The 18,110-nt window shown below is 53.6% G+C and carries 11 protein-coding genes; 5 read left to right on the forward strand and 6 right to left on the reverse strand.

Annotated elements, in window-relative coordinates; translation table 11 throughout:
- Window positions 1–643 precede the first annotated feature (643 nt).
- The gene (locus A8O25_RS17245) at window positions 644–1,405 is read left to right on the forward strand and encodes a peptidylprolyl isomerase (protein ID WP_082893716.1); all 762 of its coding nucleotides are present in this window, start codon (window positions 644–646) and stop codon (window positions 1,403–1,405) included.
- A 1,138-nt stretch (window positions 1,406–2,543) separates the two neighbouring features.
- Here the strand turns inward: A8O25_RS17245 and A8O25_RS17250 are convergent.
- The 4 genes from A8O25_RS17250 to A8O25_RS17265 form a co-directional block, all read right to left on the reverse strand.
- A complete protein-coding gene (locus tag A8O25_RS17250) occupies window positions 2,544–4,631 on the reverse strand; it encodes a M13 family metallopeptidase (protein WP_241499069.1) in 2,088 nt (695 codons plus the stop codon).
- A gap of 201 nt (window positions 4,632–4,832) precedes the next feature.
- Window positions 4,833–5,756 carry a YihY/virulence factor BrkB family protein gene (locus tag A8O25_RS17255; protein ID WP_161947779.1) on the reverse strand — a complete coding sequence of 308 codons (924 nt, stop codon included), beginning with the start codon at window positions 5,754–5,756 and terminating at the stop codon, window positions 4,833–4,835.
- Between the two features lie 120 nt (window positions 5,757–5,876).
- Window positions 5,877–6,935 carry a hypothetical protein gene (locus A8O25_RS17260; protein ID WP_338152759.1) on the reverse strand — a complete coding sequence of 353 codons (1,059 nt, stop codon included), beginning with the start codon at window positions 6,933–6,935 and terminating at the stop codon, window positions 5,877–5,879.
- 212 nt (window positions 6,936–7,147) lie between these two features.
- Entirely contained in the window at window positions 7,148–7,498 is a 351-nt protein-coding gene (locus tag A8O25_RS17265; protein ID WP_066837376.1) for an MGMT family protein, read from the reverse strand.
- Window positions 7,499–7,981: 483 nt separating this feature from the next.
- On the opposite strand from A8O25_RS17265, the gene A8O25_RS17270 reads away from it, so the two are divergent.
- Genes A8O25_RS17270 through A8O25_RS17280 form a run of 3 tightly spaced genes read left to right on the forward strand, consistent with a single transcriptional unit; the run spans window position 7,982 to window position 13,537 of the window.
- Window positions 7,982–9,082, forward strand: coding sequence for an efflux RND transporter periplasmic adaptor subunit (locus tag A8O25_RS17270; RefSeq protein WP_066837378.1), 1,101 nt, complete (start codon window positions 7,982–7,984; stop codon window positions 9,080–9,082).
- An 8-nt stretch (window positions 9,083–9,090) separates the two neighbouring features.
- Window positions 9,091–12,192: an efflux RND transporter permease subunit gene (locus A8O25_RS17275; RefSeq protein WP_066837380.1), complete on the forward strand. Its 3,102-nt coding sequence runs from the start codon at window positions 9,091–9,093 to the stop codon at window positions 12,190–12,192.
- A 25-nt stretch (window positions 12,193–12,217) separates the two neighbouring features.
- Window positions 12,218–13,537: a TolC family protein gene (locus tag A8O25_RS17280; protein ID WP_066837382.1), complete on the forward strand. Its 1,320-nt coding sequence runs from the start codon at window positions 12,218–12,220 to the stop codon at window positions 13,535–13,537.
- 198 nt (window positions 13,538–13,735) lie between these two features.
- Here A8O25_RS17280 and ppsA read toward each other — a convergent pair whose 3' ends face one another.
- Together ppsA and A8O25_RS17290 are read right to left on the reverse strand one after the other, a co-directional pair.
- On the reverse strand, window positions 13,736–16,093 hold the full coding sequence (gene ppsA / locus A8O25_RS17285; protein WP_082893717.1) for a phosphoenolpyruvate synthase: 2,358 nt from the start codon (window positions 16,091–16,093) through the stop codon (window positions 13,736–13,738).
- Window positions 16,094–16,353: 260 nt separating this feature from the next.
- On the reverse strand, window positions 16,354–17,202 hold the full coding sequence (locus tag A8O25_RS17290; protein ID WP_066837384.1) for a universal stress protein: 849 nt from the start codon (window positions 17,200–17,202) through the stop codon (window positions 16,354–16,356).
- A gap of 539 nt (window positions 17,203–17,741) precedes the next feature.
- Here A8O25_RS17290 and A8O25_RS23060 point away from each other — a divergent pair.
- Window positions 17,742–18,110: hypothetical protein (locus A8O25_RS23060; protein ID WP_153042809.1), on the forward strand; the 369-nt coding region annotated here is incomplete at its 3' end.

An 18,110-nucleotide genomic window follows, 5' to 3' on the forward strand; every position in this document is an offset into this window, starting at 1 on the left:
TGTTATTTGCGCCTTGTTTTAAGGGAATCAGTGGAGCGGGTATCTACTCCTCATTTGCAGGACAGCTGAAAACCAAAATTCAATCATGCTTTGCCCCGCGAAAGAATAAGTTATCAAAGGCCTCTTTTATACCTTAGTGCCTGCAACTGACTAGAGCATTTACAACTGCCGGGCCAAGGGTACTTTGGAAAGTATTTCACCCTTCCCTGATTCCTGTTTTCGGGCTATTTTCTGAAAAACAGCCGAAACAGAATCAGGGAGACATTGCGAAGGGACTTTTTCAAAACTTGAAACAGCTTCTTCGTTTAACGTTTACAGCAGAAATGGGAACAATCTTTTTCTAATGAAGCCCTTTTTGTAGAGCTATGCAGCGCACCGTGAGAAGAAGCAAATCTATTTTTCCTGTGGCCCTGTTGCAGCGTAAAAAAACAAATTTGACCATGCTCTTACAGCACCCTTTTTTCACGTATGAAGATGTGTAGCGTTTTTCAGTTTTCTGCATTTAGAGGCTCCTGGCTGGCGCAAGCGCACGCTTGTGCCCACGTTTTGGGGCTACTTTCACAAAAACAGCCCAGAAACAGGAACTTGCTTACCCTAAAGACGCTTTCGCCAGGGACTAAAAGAAATCTCTAAACAACATCTTATGCTTGATTTCAGATTAACCTTACCAAATGTTTGCCTTTCTTTCCTGATCGTACTGCTGGTCTCAACCTTTGCCTGTGAGCAGAAAAAACCAGAGACGCCTGCAGCACCTGCGCCAGTGGCCCCGCCTGCCCCTCCTGTTCTTTCTGATTCAACCGCCGCAGACTCCCTGGCGGCCTACGCGAAGGCCCACCCCCATGATACCCTTGTCCTGATCAGTACCCCCAAGGGAGACATCAAGATCAGGCTTTACCATGACACCCCGCTTCACCGGGCCAACTTTGTGCGGCTGGCCGACTACGGCTTCTTTGACAAAACCGTGTTCTTCAGGGTGGAGAAAGACTTCATGATTCAGGGGGGAAGGTCAGATTTCCAGGATATGAAAATTGGGGTTTACCGCATCCCCGCCGAGATCAAACGGCACCACTTCAACAAGCGCGGCGCCGTGGGCATGGCCCGCTACGGAGACGACCAAAATCCGGAGCGCATGTCTTCTAACCGAGACTTTTACATTGTGCAGGGCCACCCCTACAGCGATTGGGAGCTGCAGTCTACCATCAAAGAATTCAACCTGCACATGACGCCCGAGCAAAAGAAAGTGTACCGCACCCAAGGCGGCGCCCCCAATCTGGATGAGCAGTACACGGTTTTTGGTGAAGTGGTGGAAGGAATTGAGGTGGTAGACAGCATTGCCGCCGTCACTGTAGACCAGCAGAAATGGCCGGTGAAGGATGTAGGGATGAAAGTAAAGGTGATTAGGTAAATTCCGTTTCTGTTTGGCAGGCTTGCCCAATTCCTTCCTTTTTGGCTCTTGTTCCTTTGGCGTTTAACAGAGTTTGATAATCCACGGCTGCTATCTGTCATTCTATTGCAGTGCAGGATGGCCTGGCTAAAAAAGGGGCCTCTTCTCCTGCAGGTACGCGTGGTCTGCTGTTCCGCTGGCGGTGGCGGTTGCTGCTTCCTGAGTTTGGCAACTTCCAATTGCCGCCGCTGCCGTGGACAGCCTGTTGTTCACTGCTGTATTGCTGCTGAAATGCGTTATTCGCTGCTCCCCTGGCGGTGCTGTTTAATACTGCAGGGCAGTGCGTAGTCCGTTAATCCCCTGGCTTTGGCGGTTGACGCGGTGGTTTAGTAGCTGTACTGTTTCATCTTTTCCGGTAAGCGCTCACGGCCGCGGGGCCCCGTCCTGCCGGTGAGCACTGCTGTTAAAACTACGCCTTTGGCGTTGCCTTCGGCACCGTATGAACAGAGGCGCTCACCGCCAGGACTGGTTTGGGTTCCTCTCCTGTAATAGCTTGTGATGTTATGTCTGCCTCTGCAGGTAACCGTTGCTGTCCCGCTAGCCTGTGGCGAGCCCGTGCTGCGCACATCAGCCAGGGGCAGAAGTGTTGATGGTTCATTGTTGCTTGTTTGTTGGTCTGGTTCAAGTTTCCAACTTGGAACTATAACGGCGGAAGCTTTCAGCTTCCATGAGGCGGCAGCCTCACATTACCTCTGCCCTCTATAGCTCCCTCTTCTGCCCTTCTATGGCGCGGAAGTTACTTCCGTGCCTTCTAACTCCAGCTGGTTTTCCGCCTTGGACGGGGCGAAGGGGGATTCTCCCCACAGCATTCCCCAATCAGGAATTTTGGGGAGCGGGCGAGGCGAATAAAGTAAAATTCACCTACCACTTCACGCATGGCTGAGGCACGGGCCTATGGATTAGATCTGTACAGATGGCAGATAACTTCAGGTTCATGCACCTCTGGCCCCGCGGGACCACCTGCTCAGTAGGCCCTCCCAGGCTGCCGTGCTCTCACGAGCGTCTGAGCCAAAGCCTACCTGCTGGCGCATAAAAAAACGCACCCCGTTGCTGAGGTGCGTTTTTGACTTGTTTTCTGAAAATCAGCCCTAAAACAGAACTACCAGATGTTCACGCGTTCCGCCTCTGGGCGGTACATTTTGTTGCCTGGGCCACACCCGAAGGCTTTGTAGAACTGTGGCATGTTAGACAACGGACCGTTGATCCGGAACGAGGCCGGGGAATGCGGGTCTGTCAACACCTGCTGGCGCAGGAACTTCTCCGTGGCGTTGGTTCTCCAAATCTGCGCCCAGGCCAGGAAGAAACGTTGCTCTGGCGTGAAACCGTCAATCTTGCCTATATTCTTGTTGGCAATGGCTTTTTGCAGTGCCGTGAAGGCTATGTTTAAACCGCCAATGTCTGCAATGTTTTCACCCATAGTGAGTTTCCCGTTCACAAACACGCTGTCTACCGGTTGGAAGGCACTGTACTGGCGGTCTACCAGATCTGTACGTGATTTGAACTTGGCTTTGTCCTCAGCGGTCCACCAGTCCCGCAGGTTGCCTTGCGGGTCATACTGGCTGCCCTGGTCGTCAAACCCGTGGGTCAGCTCGTGGCCAATAACCGCCCCCATGCCCCCGTAGTTTACAGCGTCATCGGCTTTGGGGTCAAAGAAAGGCGGCTGCAGAATTCCGGCGGGGAACACAATCTCGTTCATAGACGGGTTGTAGTAGGCATTCACGGTTGGCGGTGTCATGCCCCACTCCGCGCGGTCAACCGGTTTGCCCAGCTTGTTCACGTTGTCCAGGAATCCCCATTTGGAGGCGTTCAGCACGTTCTGCAGGTAAGAGGCGCGGCTCACCGTCAGGCCCTGGTAGGTTTTCCAGGTATCTGGGTAGCCAATCTTTACCGCAAAGGCGTTCAGCTTGTTCAACGCCTGCTGCTTGGTGGCCTCGCTCATCCACTCCAGGTTTTTCACGTGTTCCTGAAAGGCGGCGCGCAGGTTGTTCACCATTTCCAGAGCCTTGGCTTCTGGCGAGAACGCTTTCTCTACGTACTCCTGGCCCAGGGCCTCGCCCACGGTGGCGTCAGTCATGCGCAGCACGCGCTTCCAGCGGGGTTGCATTTCCTTGGCACCGCTCAGGAACTTGCTGTAGAAGTTGAAGTTCTCCTGTACAAACGCCTGCGGCAGGTAGGCCGCCGAGGTGCGGGCCAGATGCCAGCGCAGATACGTCTTCCAATCAGACACCGGCACCGCCGAAAGCATGGTGTTCGCTTCTTTCAGGAAGGCCGGCTGCGCCACAATCACCTCTTTGGCACCGGTCACGCTCAGGTTCTTCAGCAGGGTGGGCCAGTTGAAGTTAGGCGACAGCTTCTGCAGTTCGGGCACCGTCATCTTGTTATAGGTGGCGTGCGGGTCACGCTGCTGCACCCGGGTCATGGAGGCCTTGGCCAGCCGGGTTTCCATCTCCAGCACCTTGGCCGCATTCTTTTTGGCTGCGGCCTCAGTGTCTCCCAACAGCTGGAACATGTTGGTCATGTGTTTCTGGTACTCGGTTCTGATCTCCTGAGAGCGGGCATCATCTTTCAGGTAATAGTCACGGTCTGGCAGGCCCAGGCCGCTTTGGGTGATATTGACAATGTACTGCGTACTGTTCTTGTCATCCTGCCCCACATAGAACCCAAACACACCGCCACGGCCAATGGTCTTCAGGTGCGCCATGGTGGTGAGCAGGTCTGCGCGGTTCTTCATGGCATTGATGCGGTCCAGCTCTGGCTTCAGGGGGGTGAGGCCGGCTCTTTCAATGGCGGCAGAATCCATACCGGCGGCATAGAAGTCACCCACCAGTTGGGTAGAAGACCCTTGGGCGGCATTGGTCTGGGCTACGGCCGACTGTATTACCTCGCGGAGGGTGGCATTGTTCTGGTCAGCCAGCTCATTGAAGCTGCCCCAGCGGCTCTCAGAGGCGGGAATTGGGTTGCGTTTCAGCCATCCGCCATTGGCGAAAAGGTTGAAGTCCTCACAGGGCGAGACGCTCCGGTCCAGGTTGTTCATGTCCAGCCCAATGCCTTTGACCGCAGGTTCAGACGCAGTCACCGCCGCAGATTCTGTGGCAGAGGCAGATTGCTGCACGGCAGGCTTACTACACCCAAAGGCTACCAGCCCGGTGAGGGCAGAAGCCAACCACATGTTTTTGGTTTTTTGCATATCGTGTTTGAAAGTTTTGTTTAGAATTCTCTGCCCGGCAGAGGAATGGCAATTTACACAAAAGCCGCGGCAATGCCTGAAGAAAAGCGAACATGCGTTTGCCCCGTTTGCTTAGGCCCGGACCAGGCTGAAACAAGCGGGGCAAACGTTTAACGGGTCACAGGGAAACTCCGTTTTAGGCCTGTTTTTCTCAAAACAGGCCTAAAATGGCGTTTGATCCGTATCCTTCCACTCATAGAACGTGGCGAACGGCTTGGGCTGCAGCGGCTCCCCAATGGCACGGGCGTACACCCGTGTAAAGCACGCCCCAAAAAAGAAGATCATGGAGGAGTAGAAGATAAACAGCAGCAGCACCACCACAGAGCCGGAGGTGGCGTAAATAGAGCCCAGGTCACTATTCACCAGCAGCCGGGCCAGCACCAGTTTCCCAATCAGAAAAAGAAGCGCCGTAACGGCCGCCCCTACCCAGATGGCCCGTTGGGGCATATAACCGAAAGGCAGGTACCGGAAGATAATGGCAAACCAGGCGGTCTCCACCACCAGGCCCACCACGCGGTTCACCACCTGCATGAGGTGCAGCTGAAAATGCTCGTCTAAAATAGTGTAATGGTCGTTGATGAAGGCAAAAGAAGCGTCAGTGACCAGCGAGGCCAGAAACAGCAGACCGCTGGAGTAGATGATCAGCAGGGCCCTGAACCGGTTGCGCAGCGCGTCTTTCAAATGGCCTTGGCCGCGCAGCCTGATGCTCCAGAGCTGGTTAATGGAGTTCTGGATCACGCTGAACAAGGTGGTGGCCACAAACGTGAGGAACAGAAAGCTCAGCACCGCCGCCCAGCCGTTGCCCTGCAAATCCAGGAAGTTGGTCAGGATCAGCTCCACCTGGCTCGCCACGTTCTCCCCCACCACGGCCGACATGTGGTCAAACAATTCGCCGGTGATCAGGGCGTCATTAAAGACAATGCCCAGCACAGACACCAGCAGCAGCAGAATGGGCGGCAGGGAAAACAAGGCGAAAAAAGCCGCCGAGGAGGCGAGCCGCAAAGGGTCATTCTGCCGGAAAAGCAGAAAAGCTTCTTTGAAAAGGACCAGAAACGGCTGAACCCGTGACAGAACGTGGGTAGGCATAAGAGCAATCATCCCGCCCTATACGTAATCAACGGGATTCTGGCTGAAGTTTTCGCCGCCAGCAGACGGTGCTTTTCCTGTTTTGGGGCTGTTTTTCTGAAAACAGCCCCAAAACAGGCATCACTTCAAGTGCCGCACCATCAGTTTGAGCTGCAGCCGCACAATATCACCCATAGACTGGCACTGGTAAAAATCCTGGTTCTGGTGGTGGGCGGCCAGTTCATGCCGCAGCTGCTGCACCTTCTCAGGGGTGGAGATCACGTCTTTGCGCAGGCAGTCAATCAGGTCCTTGAGCCGGTAGCGCGCTGACCTGATGCGCCGGAACAGCAGGGTGCGCTCCTCGTTCTGGTACTGCTTCATGGTTTCTGTGTGCAGCCAGCGGGTACACAGGGCTACTATGGGGTTGTTGTCTTTGAAATACTGGGGCAGGTACATGCTCTTTCGGCCTTCATAACTTTCCTGGTCAAAGTCAATGGGCCGCACGCGGTACTGCTCATCCTCAAAATCTGGCGTCACCACCACCACGTAGTTGTACGAGCGCATATCACCCAGCAGCAGCGCAAAGCACCGCTCATTGAATTTCACAAACTCCTTGGCTATGCGCACCTTGTTCAAGTTGGGGCGGTCCAGGTAGCTCTTGATGAACTCGTCGCCGGGAATGCCGGCAATGTGCTCCTCAATCAGGGAGCCGTCCTGCACCAGGTAGTTGATGCGGTTAGGCGACAGCACGTGCTCCAGCTCCAGGCCGTAAATACGGGAGGCGTCTGCCTTCTTGAAGTAGAAGTAGTCATAGTTATCATTGAGCAGGTTCACTATCCTGATCCGGAACGGGTTGGAATTCCCGAACGTGCAGTAGTCTACCCGCTGCACAGACAGCTGCTCCAGCACGCTCTCACCGCCCCCAGACTTGAGCTGCACGTAAATGCGCAGCAGACCATTGTAAATCAGGGGCATCTGGCTCTGGTCATACACCACCGTCTGCCAGAGCGTATCGCGGCCGTGGCGGTCAAACAGCGGGTAGGCATCTGAGAAGTGGAGCAGGTCCTGGTAGCTGATTGGCAGGGGGGCCGCCCGGTCATATTCCCGCAAATAGCGCCGCAGCCGCTCATTGACCGGGTAAAACTGCTTCTTCTTTGAAATTTTGTTGGGGTCTGGGGTGTGGGGCATGAATTCAGACAATATACAGGGAAAGATCAGGGCCAGCAACGTTACTGTTCTCCATCAGCGTGTTCACAACCCTTTCTGCGCTTACCGGCCCGGTCACAGAGACGGTACCCGGCGGCGGCAAGGTATGAGAATTGCGGGCAATGAAGGCAATTTCAGGGAGGGGATTCCTGTTTTGAGGCTGTTTTCCGGAAAACAACCCAAAACAGGAATCCTCTCCACCAGCACTACAGCAACTCTTTGGCCGGGTCCCAGAACAGCCTCTTAAACTCTACCACCTGGCCGTCTTTCACCTCCACCCCTTCCTGCTCCAGGTATTCCTGCATGGCGTTGGGTGCGTCATAGTGCTGCCTGCCGGTGAGCAGCCCGTTGCGGTTCACCACCCGGTGCGCCGGCACCCCGTGCTGGGCATGGGAGGCAATGAGAGCCCAGCCCACCATTCTGGCCGAGCCTTTTGAGCCCAGGTACGCGGCAATGGCGCCGTAAGATGACACCCGCCCCGGCGGAATAAGTTTGACCACTTCATAAACGTCTTGAAAAAAGTTGGCTTTTTTATCTGGAGCAGCAGGAACAGGCATGATTATTGTATATACAACGGTGCGGAAATTAAAGAACAGCAGCGGTAAAATATTTACCCGCCCTTTTAAACCTTTGCCTAGGTTTGGTGTCTATTTTTTAAAATTAGGCAAAAAACGCAATAAATTTACCCGCTGCCGTTAAGTAGAGGTTGGTTCAGACCATCTACGCGGAAGCTTATACGCATTTATTCTACTCTAACCCCTCTGCGGAATGAAAGAAACGCTCTTACCCCTGATGGCTCCCCCCCTTTCGGCTCTCAGGATTACAGCCAACCTTCCACCTGTTGTCTCCCATCTCCTTCCGCAGGAAAGTTATCCTTAGCACCTGTTTTCCCTAAGAATTCCTTCTAAGTTTGCCAGTTGCTTCCTTTAGCCGGAACTGCTTCTGGCTATTCTTATGTTTTGCCTCCTTAACACATGTAGATACATGAGCGTGGGTTCCATAGCCCGGGCTTTCATTCTTTTAATGCTTTTACCACACCTATGAAAATCAAACACATTGTTTACGCGCTGCTCGTTGTTGGACTGGGAGCTTTAGTGTATTACAGGATTTCCAGCAATAAGGAACAGGCGGGCGGTGGCCCGGGCGGCGGCGGACGGGGCCCGGGAGGGCCAGGCGGTCCCGGCGGGGCTCCGGCCATGCGCGTAAGCGGCGTTGTCCTGGCTCCGCGGCAGTTCGCCAATTCCCTGTCTGTCACGGGTTCAATTGAGGCCAATGAGCAGGTGGAAATCAGAAGCCAGGTGTCTGGCCTGGTGCGCAGCATCAATTTCCAGGAAGGAAGCAACGTGCGCAAAGGCCAGGTGCTCCTCAAAATTGACGACTCTGAGCTGCGGGCGCAGTTGTCACAGGCGCAGACCAGAAGAAACCTGGCCGCCGAAAACGCGCAGCGCGCCAAGCTCCTCCTGGAGAAAGAGGCGATCAGCCGGGAAGAGTACGATATTGCCAGCGCTGACCTGAGAACGGCGCAGGCCCAGATTCAGTTAATTCAGGCGCAGATGGCTAAAACCTCTGTGGTAGCGCCATTCTCCGGCAAAGTGGGCCTCCGGAACATCTCTATGGGCAGTTATTTGTCACCAGAAACTGTGGTGACCACGCTGGTGAGCTCAGACCCGGTAAAAATCACCTTTGCCGTTCCTGAGAAATATGCCGGCCAGGTTAAACAGAATGCAGAGCTTACCTTTACAGTGGCCGGTTCACAAGACAAGTTCAAAGCGAAAGTCTACGCCATTGAGCCCAACATTGAAGCCAGCACCCGCACTCTGCAGTTACGGGCCAAAGCCGCCAACCCCAACGGCACGCTGCTGCCGGGTTCTTTTGCCAATGTACAGCTGCCGCTGGCGGTGATAGAGGGCGCGCTCTTAGTGCCCACTGAGGCGGTCATACCCATACAGAACGGAAAGAAAGTATTCATTGCGGAAGGCGGAAAAGCCAAAGAGGTGATGATTGAGACCAGCACCCGCACTGAAGATGATTTATTGGTGACTTCAGGATTGAATCCCGGGGATACGGTGTTAACCACGGGTGTGTTGTCTTTGAAACCAGGAAGCCCGGTGCGCATTGCGCTGGCTAAACCAAAAAACTAAATCAGAAAATGAGTTTATCCACCACCAGTATAAAACGCCCGGTCTTCACGATTGTGCTCAACCTGCTCCTGATGCTGTTCGGGGTGATTGGGTACACGTTCCTGGGCGTGCGGGAATACCCCTCTATTGACCCGGCCATTGTGTCTGTGCGCACCAGTTATTCCGGGGCCAACTCAGACATCATTGAATCTCAGATCACTGAGCCCCTGGAGAAGGCCATCAACTCTATTGACGGCATCCGGAACATTTCCTCTACCAGCAACCAGGGCTCCAGCAACATCAACATTGAGTTCAACCTGGAGAAAAACCTGGAAGAGGCGGCCAATGACGTGCGGGACAAGGTGTCTCAGGCGGTGAGGAGCCTGCCAGAAGACATTGACGCCCCACCGGTTGTCTCCAAAGCAGATGCCGACTCTGAGCCCATCATCACCATGACGGTAAGAAGCGATGTGCGGGACCAGCTGCAGCTTTCTGACTACGCAGAGAACGTGATTTCCCAGCGCCTGCAAACCATTCCGGGGGTGAGTAGCGTGCAGATCTGGGGGCAGAAGCGGTACGCTATGCGCCTGTGGCTGGACCCTATGAAACTGGCCTCGTACGGCTTAACCGTGGGAGACATACGCACTGCGTTGAATCGCCAGAACGTGGAGCTGCCTACTGGTAAAGTAAGCGGAAGCAATACAGAGCTTACCGTTAGAACCTTGGGGAACCTCTCTACTGCAGAACAATTCAACAACCTGATTCTTTCCTCTAAGGGCGAAACCATTACCCGGTTCAGTGACATTGGCCGGGCCGAACTAGGTCCGGAGAATCTGGAAACCAAAATGACGGAATCTGGCAAACCCATGGTGGGGATGGCCATTATCCCGCAGCCGGGCACCAACTACCTGGAGATTGCCGGCAACTTCTATGACCAGTTTGAAAAGCTGAAAACCGAACTGCCCAAAGACCTGCAGCTGGACATTGTGATGGACAACACGGTGTTCATCAAGAAATCTGTGACCGAGGTAGCCGAGACCATCCTGATTGCCCTGGTGCTGGTGATTATCATCATTTACCTGTTCTTCAGGGACTGGGGCATCGCCTTCCGTCCGTTGATTGACATCCCGGTGTCCTTGATCGCCACGTTCTTCATCATGTACCTGTGCGGCTTCTCCATCAATGTTCTGACCCTGCTGGCTATTGTACTGGCTACGGGTCTGGTGGTAGATGACGGGATTGTGGTGACAGAGAACATCTACAAGAAGGTAGAAGAAGGCATGTCTCCCATTGAGGCGGCCATCAAAGGCTCTAATGAGATTTTCATTGCGGTTATCTCCATCTCCATCACGTTGGCGGCCGTGTTCCTGCCGGTCATCTTCCTGGAAGGGTTTGTGGGCAGGCTGTTCAGGGAATTTGGCGTGGTGATCGGCGCAGCCGTATTGATCTCTGCCTTTGTCTCCCTGACGTTGACGCCCATGCTGAACGCCTACCTGATGAAAGGGGGCACCCACAAACGCTCAAAATTCTATGACTGGACAGAGCCCTTCTTCCAGAAAATGAACAGCAGCTACGCTGAATCACTGGGCTCTTTCATGAAGCGGAAGTGGGTGAGTTTCCCCATCATTGCCGTGTGTCTGGGTTTGATTGTGCTGTTTTACACCACCCTGCAGAAAGAAACCGCCCCCTATGATGACCGCAGCATGCTGCGGGTAATCTCTACCGCCCAGGAAGGTGCCTCTTATGAGTACATGGAGCGCTTTATGGAGGAGCTGACCCAGTTGGTGAATGATTCCATCCCTGAAAAACAGGTGAACCTGGTCATCACCTCGCCTGGCTTTGGCGGGGCTGGTTCTGTGAACCGCGGTATGATGCGCCTGGCCCTGAAACCGGCAGAAGAACGGGAGCGTTCCCAGGCCGACGTTGCAGATTACCTCAACAAGCTGGTGAGTCGGTACCCAGAGGCGCGTACCAACGTGACCCAGCAGCCTACCATCTCAGTGAACCGCCGCGGGGGGCAACCCATTCAATACATTATTCAGGCACCCAACTTTGAGAAACTGCAGGAGAAGGTGCCCCAGTTCATGGAGGCGGTCAACAATGACCCTACTTTTACCATGGCAGATGTGGACCTGAAGTTCAACAAGCCTGAGATCAACATCACCATTGACCGCGAGAAAGCGCAAAGCCTGGGCGTGTCAGTGATTGACGTGGCGCAGACGCTGCAGCTGTCTTTGAGCGGCCAGCGTTTCGGGTATTTCCTGATGAACGGGCGCCAGTACCAGGTAATGGGCCAGTTTGACCGCCCAGACCGCAATGACCCCATGGATTTAACGTCCCTGTTCGTGCGGAGCTCTACCGGCCAGTTGATCCAGCTGGACAACCTGGTAAAGATGGAAGAGCGTAGCAGTCCGCCGCAGCTGTACCACAACAACCGCTACCTGTCGGCCACGGTTTCGGCCGGTTTGGCCCCGGGCAAGAGTATTGGCGACGGTATTGCCGCCATGGACCGCATCAGGGACCAGGTACTGGACAAAACCTTCTCTACTGACCTAGGCGGGGAGTCGCGTGACTTTGTGGAGAGCGGGTCTAACACCATGTTCGCCTTCGGGTTGGCCTTGCTGTTGATTTACCTCATTCTGGCGGCGCAGTTTGAAAGCTTTATAGACCCGTTCATCATTATCTTAACGGTACCGATGGCGGTGGCCGGGGCTATGCTGTCACTGTGGCTGTTTGGCCAGACCTGGAACATTTTTAGCCAGATTGGGACCATCATGTTGATTGGCCTGGTAACGAAGAACGGTATTTTGATTGTGGAATTTGCGAACCAGCTCCGCGAAGAGGGCAAACCTAAAATGGAAGCCATTCTGGAAGCCGCTGAAGCCCGTCTCCGGCCCATTCTCATGACCAGTTTGGCCATTGCCCTGGGCGCCTTGCCCATTGCGCTGGCCCTGGGGGCTGCCGCACAGAGCCGCATGGGCATGGGGATTGTGATTGTGGGCGGAACCATCTTCTCCCTCGTCCTGACCCTGTTTGTGATCCCGGCCATCTATGCCATGTGGTCACGGGAGCGTACCCACCACCCAGAGTTTGACCATATTGAAGAGTATGAGAAGGCGGTGGCGCATTAATTTAATTCCTGAATCAATTTTAGAGATGACATACCATAAAAGCAGGCTCCTGGGCCTTCTACTCCTCTCCCTCCTCATTTGCACGGGAAAGGCGCACGCCCAGGAACTTCTTACCTTAGAAGACGCCGTTAGAATTGCCCTGGAACGAAACTATGACATAAAGCTCGCCAGCAATGACGAGCGCATTGCCGAAAACAACGTAAGCCGCGGCAACGCGGGCATGCTGCCAGCGGTTACCGGCACCTTAAACAATACCAACACCCTTCAGAACAACTCCCAGACCCAACAAAACGGAGATGTGCGGGAAGTAAGCTGGGGCCGTGGCTCCAACCTGAATTACGGGGTGGGGCTTACCTGGACTGTCTTTGACGGGTTCAGGATGTTTGCCCGGTATGAGCAGCTCCAGGAACTGGAAAAGCTGGGCGAGGCCAACCTGCAGCAGACGGTGTTGACCCGCGTGGGTGATGTGATCAGCACCTACTACGAGCTGGTGCAGCAGCAACAGCAGTTACGCGCCTATGACACCGCCGTTTCCCTGTCCAGGTTCAGGGTAGAGTTAGCGCAAAACCGGTTCCAGATAGGAAAAGCCGCCCGCCTGGAGGTATTGAATGCCCAGGTTGATTTTAACACTGACACCACCAACCTGTTAAGACAACAGGAGCTGTACCGTAACACCAAGATCAGGCTGAACGAGATCATGGCCCGTGACGTGAACATCAACTTTAGTGTGGCAGACGGCATTACCATAGATGACCAACTCACCCTTGGTCAACTTTCTGCGCAGGTTGAACAGCAGAACCCCGCCCTCAAAGCGGCCGTGCTCAACAGAAGAATAGCCGAACTGGAAGCCAAACAGGTACGGGCGGGCCGTCTGCCCACCCTAGGGGTGACCACCGGGTACAGTTTCTCCCGAAACCGGGCAGCTCTGGGGTTCTCCACGCTTTCCACGGGGAACGGCCTTACTTACGGCGTGAATGCTTCTATCAACCTCTTCAACGGGTTTAACCAGCGCCGGCTGGAGCAGAATGCCAACATTGTGATCAACAGTGCGCAACTGCAACTGGAACAGGTCAACCAAAGCCTGAACGCACAACTGGCCTCTGCTTACCAGACCTACCTCACCAACCTGACCCTGGTGCGCCTGGAGGAAAACAACCAGCGCATTGCCCGCCAAAACCTGGACATTACCATGGAGAAATACCGCCTGGGCAGCATCACCACTATGGAGGTTAGGGATGCGCAGCTGAACTATGTAAACGCTACCGTGCGGTACAGCAACGCGCAATATTTAGCCAAAATAGGCGAAGTTGCCTTAAAGGAAATTGCGGGAACGTTGAACCTGTAGTAGTACTGCCTGTTTGAAGGAAAGCGTTTTGGGGCTGTTTTTCTGAAAACAGCCCCAAAACAGAAAACGGCCGCCTTGCACTTCACTTATTAGCGTCTTGCTATTTCCAATAGAAAACACTAACCTGCTTCCATTGTTTTTGGTTTTTATTACAAGAGAGTAATAGCTGAGGTGGGCATCAGGGTTGCGCAGGCACCCTTAGGCCAACACGCGCCCATCTGGCTCTTCCCGCACCTGTTCCGTAAACCTTGATTGCCTGGATTCTTCTGCGGCAAGAATGTTTTCAATGCCTTTGAGCAGGGCATCTGGATTAAAGGAGATACTGTCAATCCCCTCTTCCACTAAAAAAGAGGCAAATTGGGGGAAGTCACTAGGTGCCTGGCCACAGAGGCCTATTTTGGTGTTCGTTTCCCTGGCGGCCTTAATCACCATTGAAATCATGGCTTTGGGCGCCTCATTGTTTTCGTCAAACAAGTCACTGACAATTGAGGAGTCACGGTCTATGCCCAGGGTGAGTTGGGTCAGGTCATTAGAGCCTATGGAAAAGCCATCAAAGTGTTGGGCAAATTCCCGGGCCAGCAGCACGTTACTGGGTATCTCAGCCATCACGTACACCTCCAGGCCATTGTGCCCCCGCTGCAAACCGTAGTCTGCCATCATCTGCAGTACCTTCTCGCCCTCGGCCACCGTGCGGCAGAACGGGATCATGACCTTCACATTGGTGAGTCCCATGTCATCCCTCACCATTTTCATGGCCCGGCATTCAAGCCCAAACCCTTCACGGTACCGGGAATTGTAATAGCGGGACGCTCCCCTAAAGCCCAGCATAGGGTTTTCCTCCACAGGCTCAAACTCCCTCCCCCCAATCAGGTTGGCATATTCGTTCGTTTTAAAATCGCTCATGCGCACAATCACGTCTTTGGGATAAAAGGCCGCGGCTATGGTGGCTATTGACTGGGCCAGTTTCTCCACAAAATAGTCTTCTTTGTTGCGGTGATGGTGGGTGAGTTGGTCAATGAGGGCTTTGGCGTTCTCATCTTGCAGCTCATGGTACTTTACCAGCGCCATGGGGTGTATCTGAATACTGTCATTGATCACGAACTCAAGCCGCATCAACCCTACCCCATCGTTGGGATAGGCAGCGTATTGAAACGCTTTGTCCGGGTCACCCAAGATGAGCATGGTCTGCGTTTTTGGTTTGGCCAGGTGGCTGAAGTCAAGCTCCTCTTCCTTCCAGGCCAGCTTGCCGGCGTATACCAGCCCATTCTGCCCATCAGCGCAGGAGATGGTGAGCAGCTGCCCATCTTTTAGTACCTCAGTGGCATTTCCTGTGCCCACTACGGCCAGTGCTCCCATTTCACGTGCCACTATGGCGGCGTGGCTGGTTCGGCCTCCTTTGTTGGTGATAATGGCTGATACTTTCTTCAGGATGGGGTCCCAGTCAGGGGTGGTGATGTCGGTGACCAATATCTCGCCAGGCTGGAGTAACGCGGCGTCTTTGGGCGAATCCAGGATTCTGGCCACCCCGCTAATGATGCGTTGCCCAATCCCTTTCCCGCTCACCAGCAAAGGGCCCTTCTCCAGCAGGGTGTAGGTGTGCACTTTCAGGGCGTTCCCTTGTTGGCTGTGAACGGTTTCCGGGCGCGCCTGCACAATGCTGATTTCCCCTGTAACACCGTCTTTGGCCCATTCAATGTCCATGGGTTGGCCGTAATGCTCTTCAATCTTCAGGGCCCAGTTGGCAATCTGGGTAATCTCGGCATTCTCCAGTATATACCTCTCCCGTTGGGCTAAAGGAGTCTCCACGTTCATAATCCGGCGGCCTTCTTGTTCACCAGGGTTTGTATATACCATGGTGTGGGCTTTGCTGCCTAATTTTTTGTTGATGATGGCGTTTTTACCCTCCCGCAGTGTGGGCTTGAACACGCAGAATTCATCTGGGTTCACGGCACCCTGCACAACATTTTCCCCCAGACCCCAGCTGCCGGTTACCAGTACCACCTTCTCAAAACCAGATTCAGGGTCTATGGTGAAACAAACCCCCGCACTGGCGAGGTCCGAGCGCACCATTTTCTGAATTCCTACGGAGAGGTACACCTTTAGGTGTTCAAACCCGTGGTCATGCCGGTACTTGATGGCCCGGTCTGTAAAGAGGGAGGCGTAACACTGCAGGCAGGCAGCCAGAACATCTGCCTCCCCAGACACGTTCAGGTAAGATTCATGTTGGCCCGCAAAACTGGCACTTGGCAGATCCTCTGCCGTGGCGCTACTCCTGACAGCCACCTGTATGGGCAGGTCATATTGGGCGCACAATTTCCCGTAAGAAACCTTAATGGCCTGGACAACCTCTTCAGGAAGGTGGCTTTGTAGAAGTAAGGTGCGAATCTGGTGCCCAATGGCAGGCAGGTTAGAAAACTCCTGTGTATCCAGGTCCTTTAACAGCCCCTCAATCTCCGGGATAAGCCCATTCTCCTCTAAAAATAGCTGGTACGCCCAAGCTGTTGTCGCAAAACCGTCCGGAATGTTGATCTGGAGGCTAGACAGGTGATGGAACATTTCACCCAATGAGGCATTTTCCCGCCCACCACTGGCAGGTGCTGCAGGTTGATTTCAGAGAATGGAAGAGTGTACGTTTTCATGATACATTATTTTGGAGAAGTATAGGCAGTAAAACAGGTCACTCAGCAAAGGCGGCTTTCTTAAGAAGCGCTACCGCCCCTACGTTCTCCAGGGGCACGGCGTGGTTTTGCTGAAAGGAAAACAGCAGGGCAGGGAGAGGTATCTGAGAGCACTGCCGCAGAGGGGTAAGGGAGGGATTAACGCCTGAAATGCACCAGCAGCATGGGCAAATAGGTATGGCAGGCCATTTCCTGGGTGTAGTTTCCTGGCAAAAGGTGCTGCCAGAAACTTCTTGGGTGAAAGCCCAGTACCAGCATGTTGGCATGGTGGTCACGGCAGAACCGGCTGATTCCTTCTTCTACCTGGGCTTCCTCCACTACATGGAGTGAGGCGTTATGGTATGCCAAGCGTTCCCGAATTGCCTCTAACGCACTTTGCGCCTGTTCCCTTTTTTCTGGGGAATCTTTTGTCAAAATGTGCAGGAACATGATTTCCGCCCCAAACAGACCGGCAATTCTGGAGACAAAAGAAACATCACCAAAGGGCTCTCCGGTTAAATCAGTGGCAAACACTATTTTACGGACCGGTTGGAAGGCCGCTTTCACCGGAATGATGAGTACCGGGCAAGCGGCTTCTTTTATTACGTGGGCCGCAAGTGAGTGCTGTACAATTTCCTCCAGGCCCTCTGCCTCTTCATGGCCCATGACAATCAGGTCAGCCCACAATTGCCGGGCGGTTTCCGGAATGGCTTCCCGGGTAACCCCATGGCTCAATTTGATCTGGAAGGGCACCGCCTCCCCCTGTTCTTCGTCTTCAAACACCTTCTTAAGTGACTCCAGCTTGCCCTGCACTGACCGCTCTACCTGCTCGTCTCTCAAGGGCACAGAAGAGGCGCCTGCGTCCAGAGTGGTTTCCAGCACGCTTGGCTCATACAGGTTATAGTAAAGCACTATTTGCGCCTTCATGCGCTGGGCAAGTTCATTGGCATACCTGACCGCATTTACTCCGGCGTCAGAAAAATCAACGGGGCATAAGATAGTTTCCATGATTGCTTTCTTTGATAGGAAATGTGATGCACAAATAAACCAAGGCCTTCTGGTAGCACCTATGATGGGCATCATGCCAAGACATGATCTACATCAGATTTAAAGGTGCAACTGGTTAAGGGCATGTTTAGAGCTTGTTTACATTTTGATTTTGCAAGTGAAAACGGGGAGCGCAAGGTTCTTCTATAGCGTTTTTTGAGCAGCATAGTAGCGCTATGGTGCGACAAAAAGGCGAAGTCAGGTTCTTTAGATACCCGTCTCCAGCGCAAAAGACAAACTTAAACCTGCTCTAAGAACCACCAGAGGCTAACAGCCTTTTACTCAATATAATAAACCCTGTCATTTTACTCTTACCCAGGAGCATATCAAAAACTAAAAAGAATCCCCATTGAACCTGTTGAGAGGTATCAAAGCCGACCACATTTGGCTGGATGGCCTACTGCTGGTGGCAACCCCGGCCCAGTGCATACCACAGGCTCTGGTCATCTGAAAGTTAGGCCAAGGCCGAAGGCACCTTTGAGAAACAGAAAGAATCCCTGTTGCAGCAAATGTCGTTTTCGGCCTGTTTTCCTGAAAACAGCGAAAATGACATTTACTGGCTTACCTACTCTTTACCAGCCACTTACGCTGCACTGCTGTCTACAGTTGGGTTCCAAAACACGCGTGCGGAAATTATTAATCCGGAAGAGCAAATGGTGGCAGAAGGGTGGGGAAGGCAAGGTTTACATTCGGCGAAAGGAAAACGAGCACATCTGGGTGCAAGCGGACGCTGGCGCCATGAAAGGCCCAAGAAGGGCTTCAGAAAAATGCCGCTAAACCTGGCATTAGCAGCAACGCAGGGCTATGGCCGCCGCCTGTACTATGCGGCAGGCAAGGCTCTACAAACAAAAGTGCGTTTTCGGCCTGTT

The sequence above is a fragment of the Rufibacter ruber genome, from assembly GCF_001647275.1.
Taxonomy (GTDB): Bacteria; Bacteroidota; Bacteroidia; order Cytophagales; family Hymenobacteraceae; genus Nibribacter; species Nibribacter ruber_C.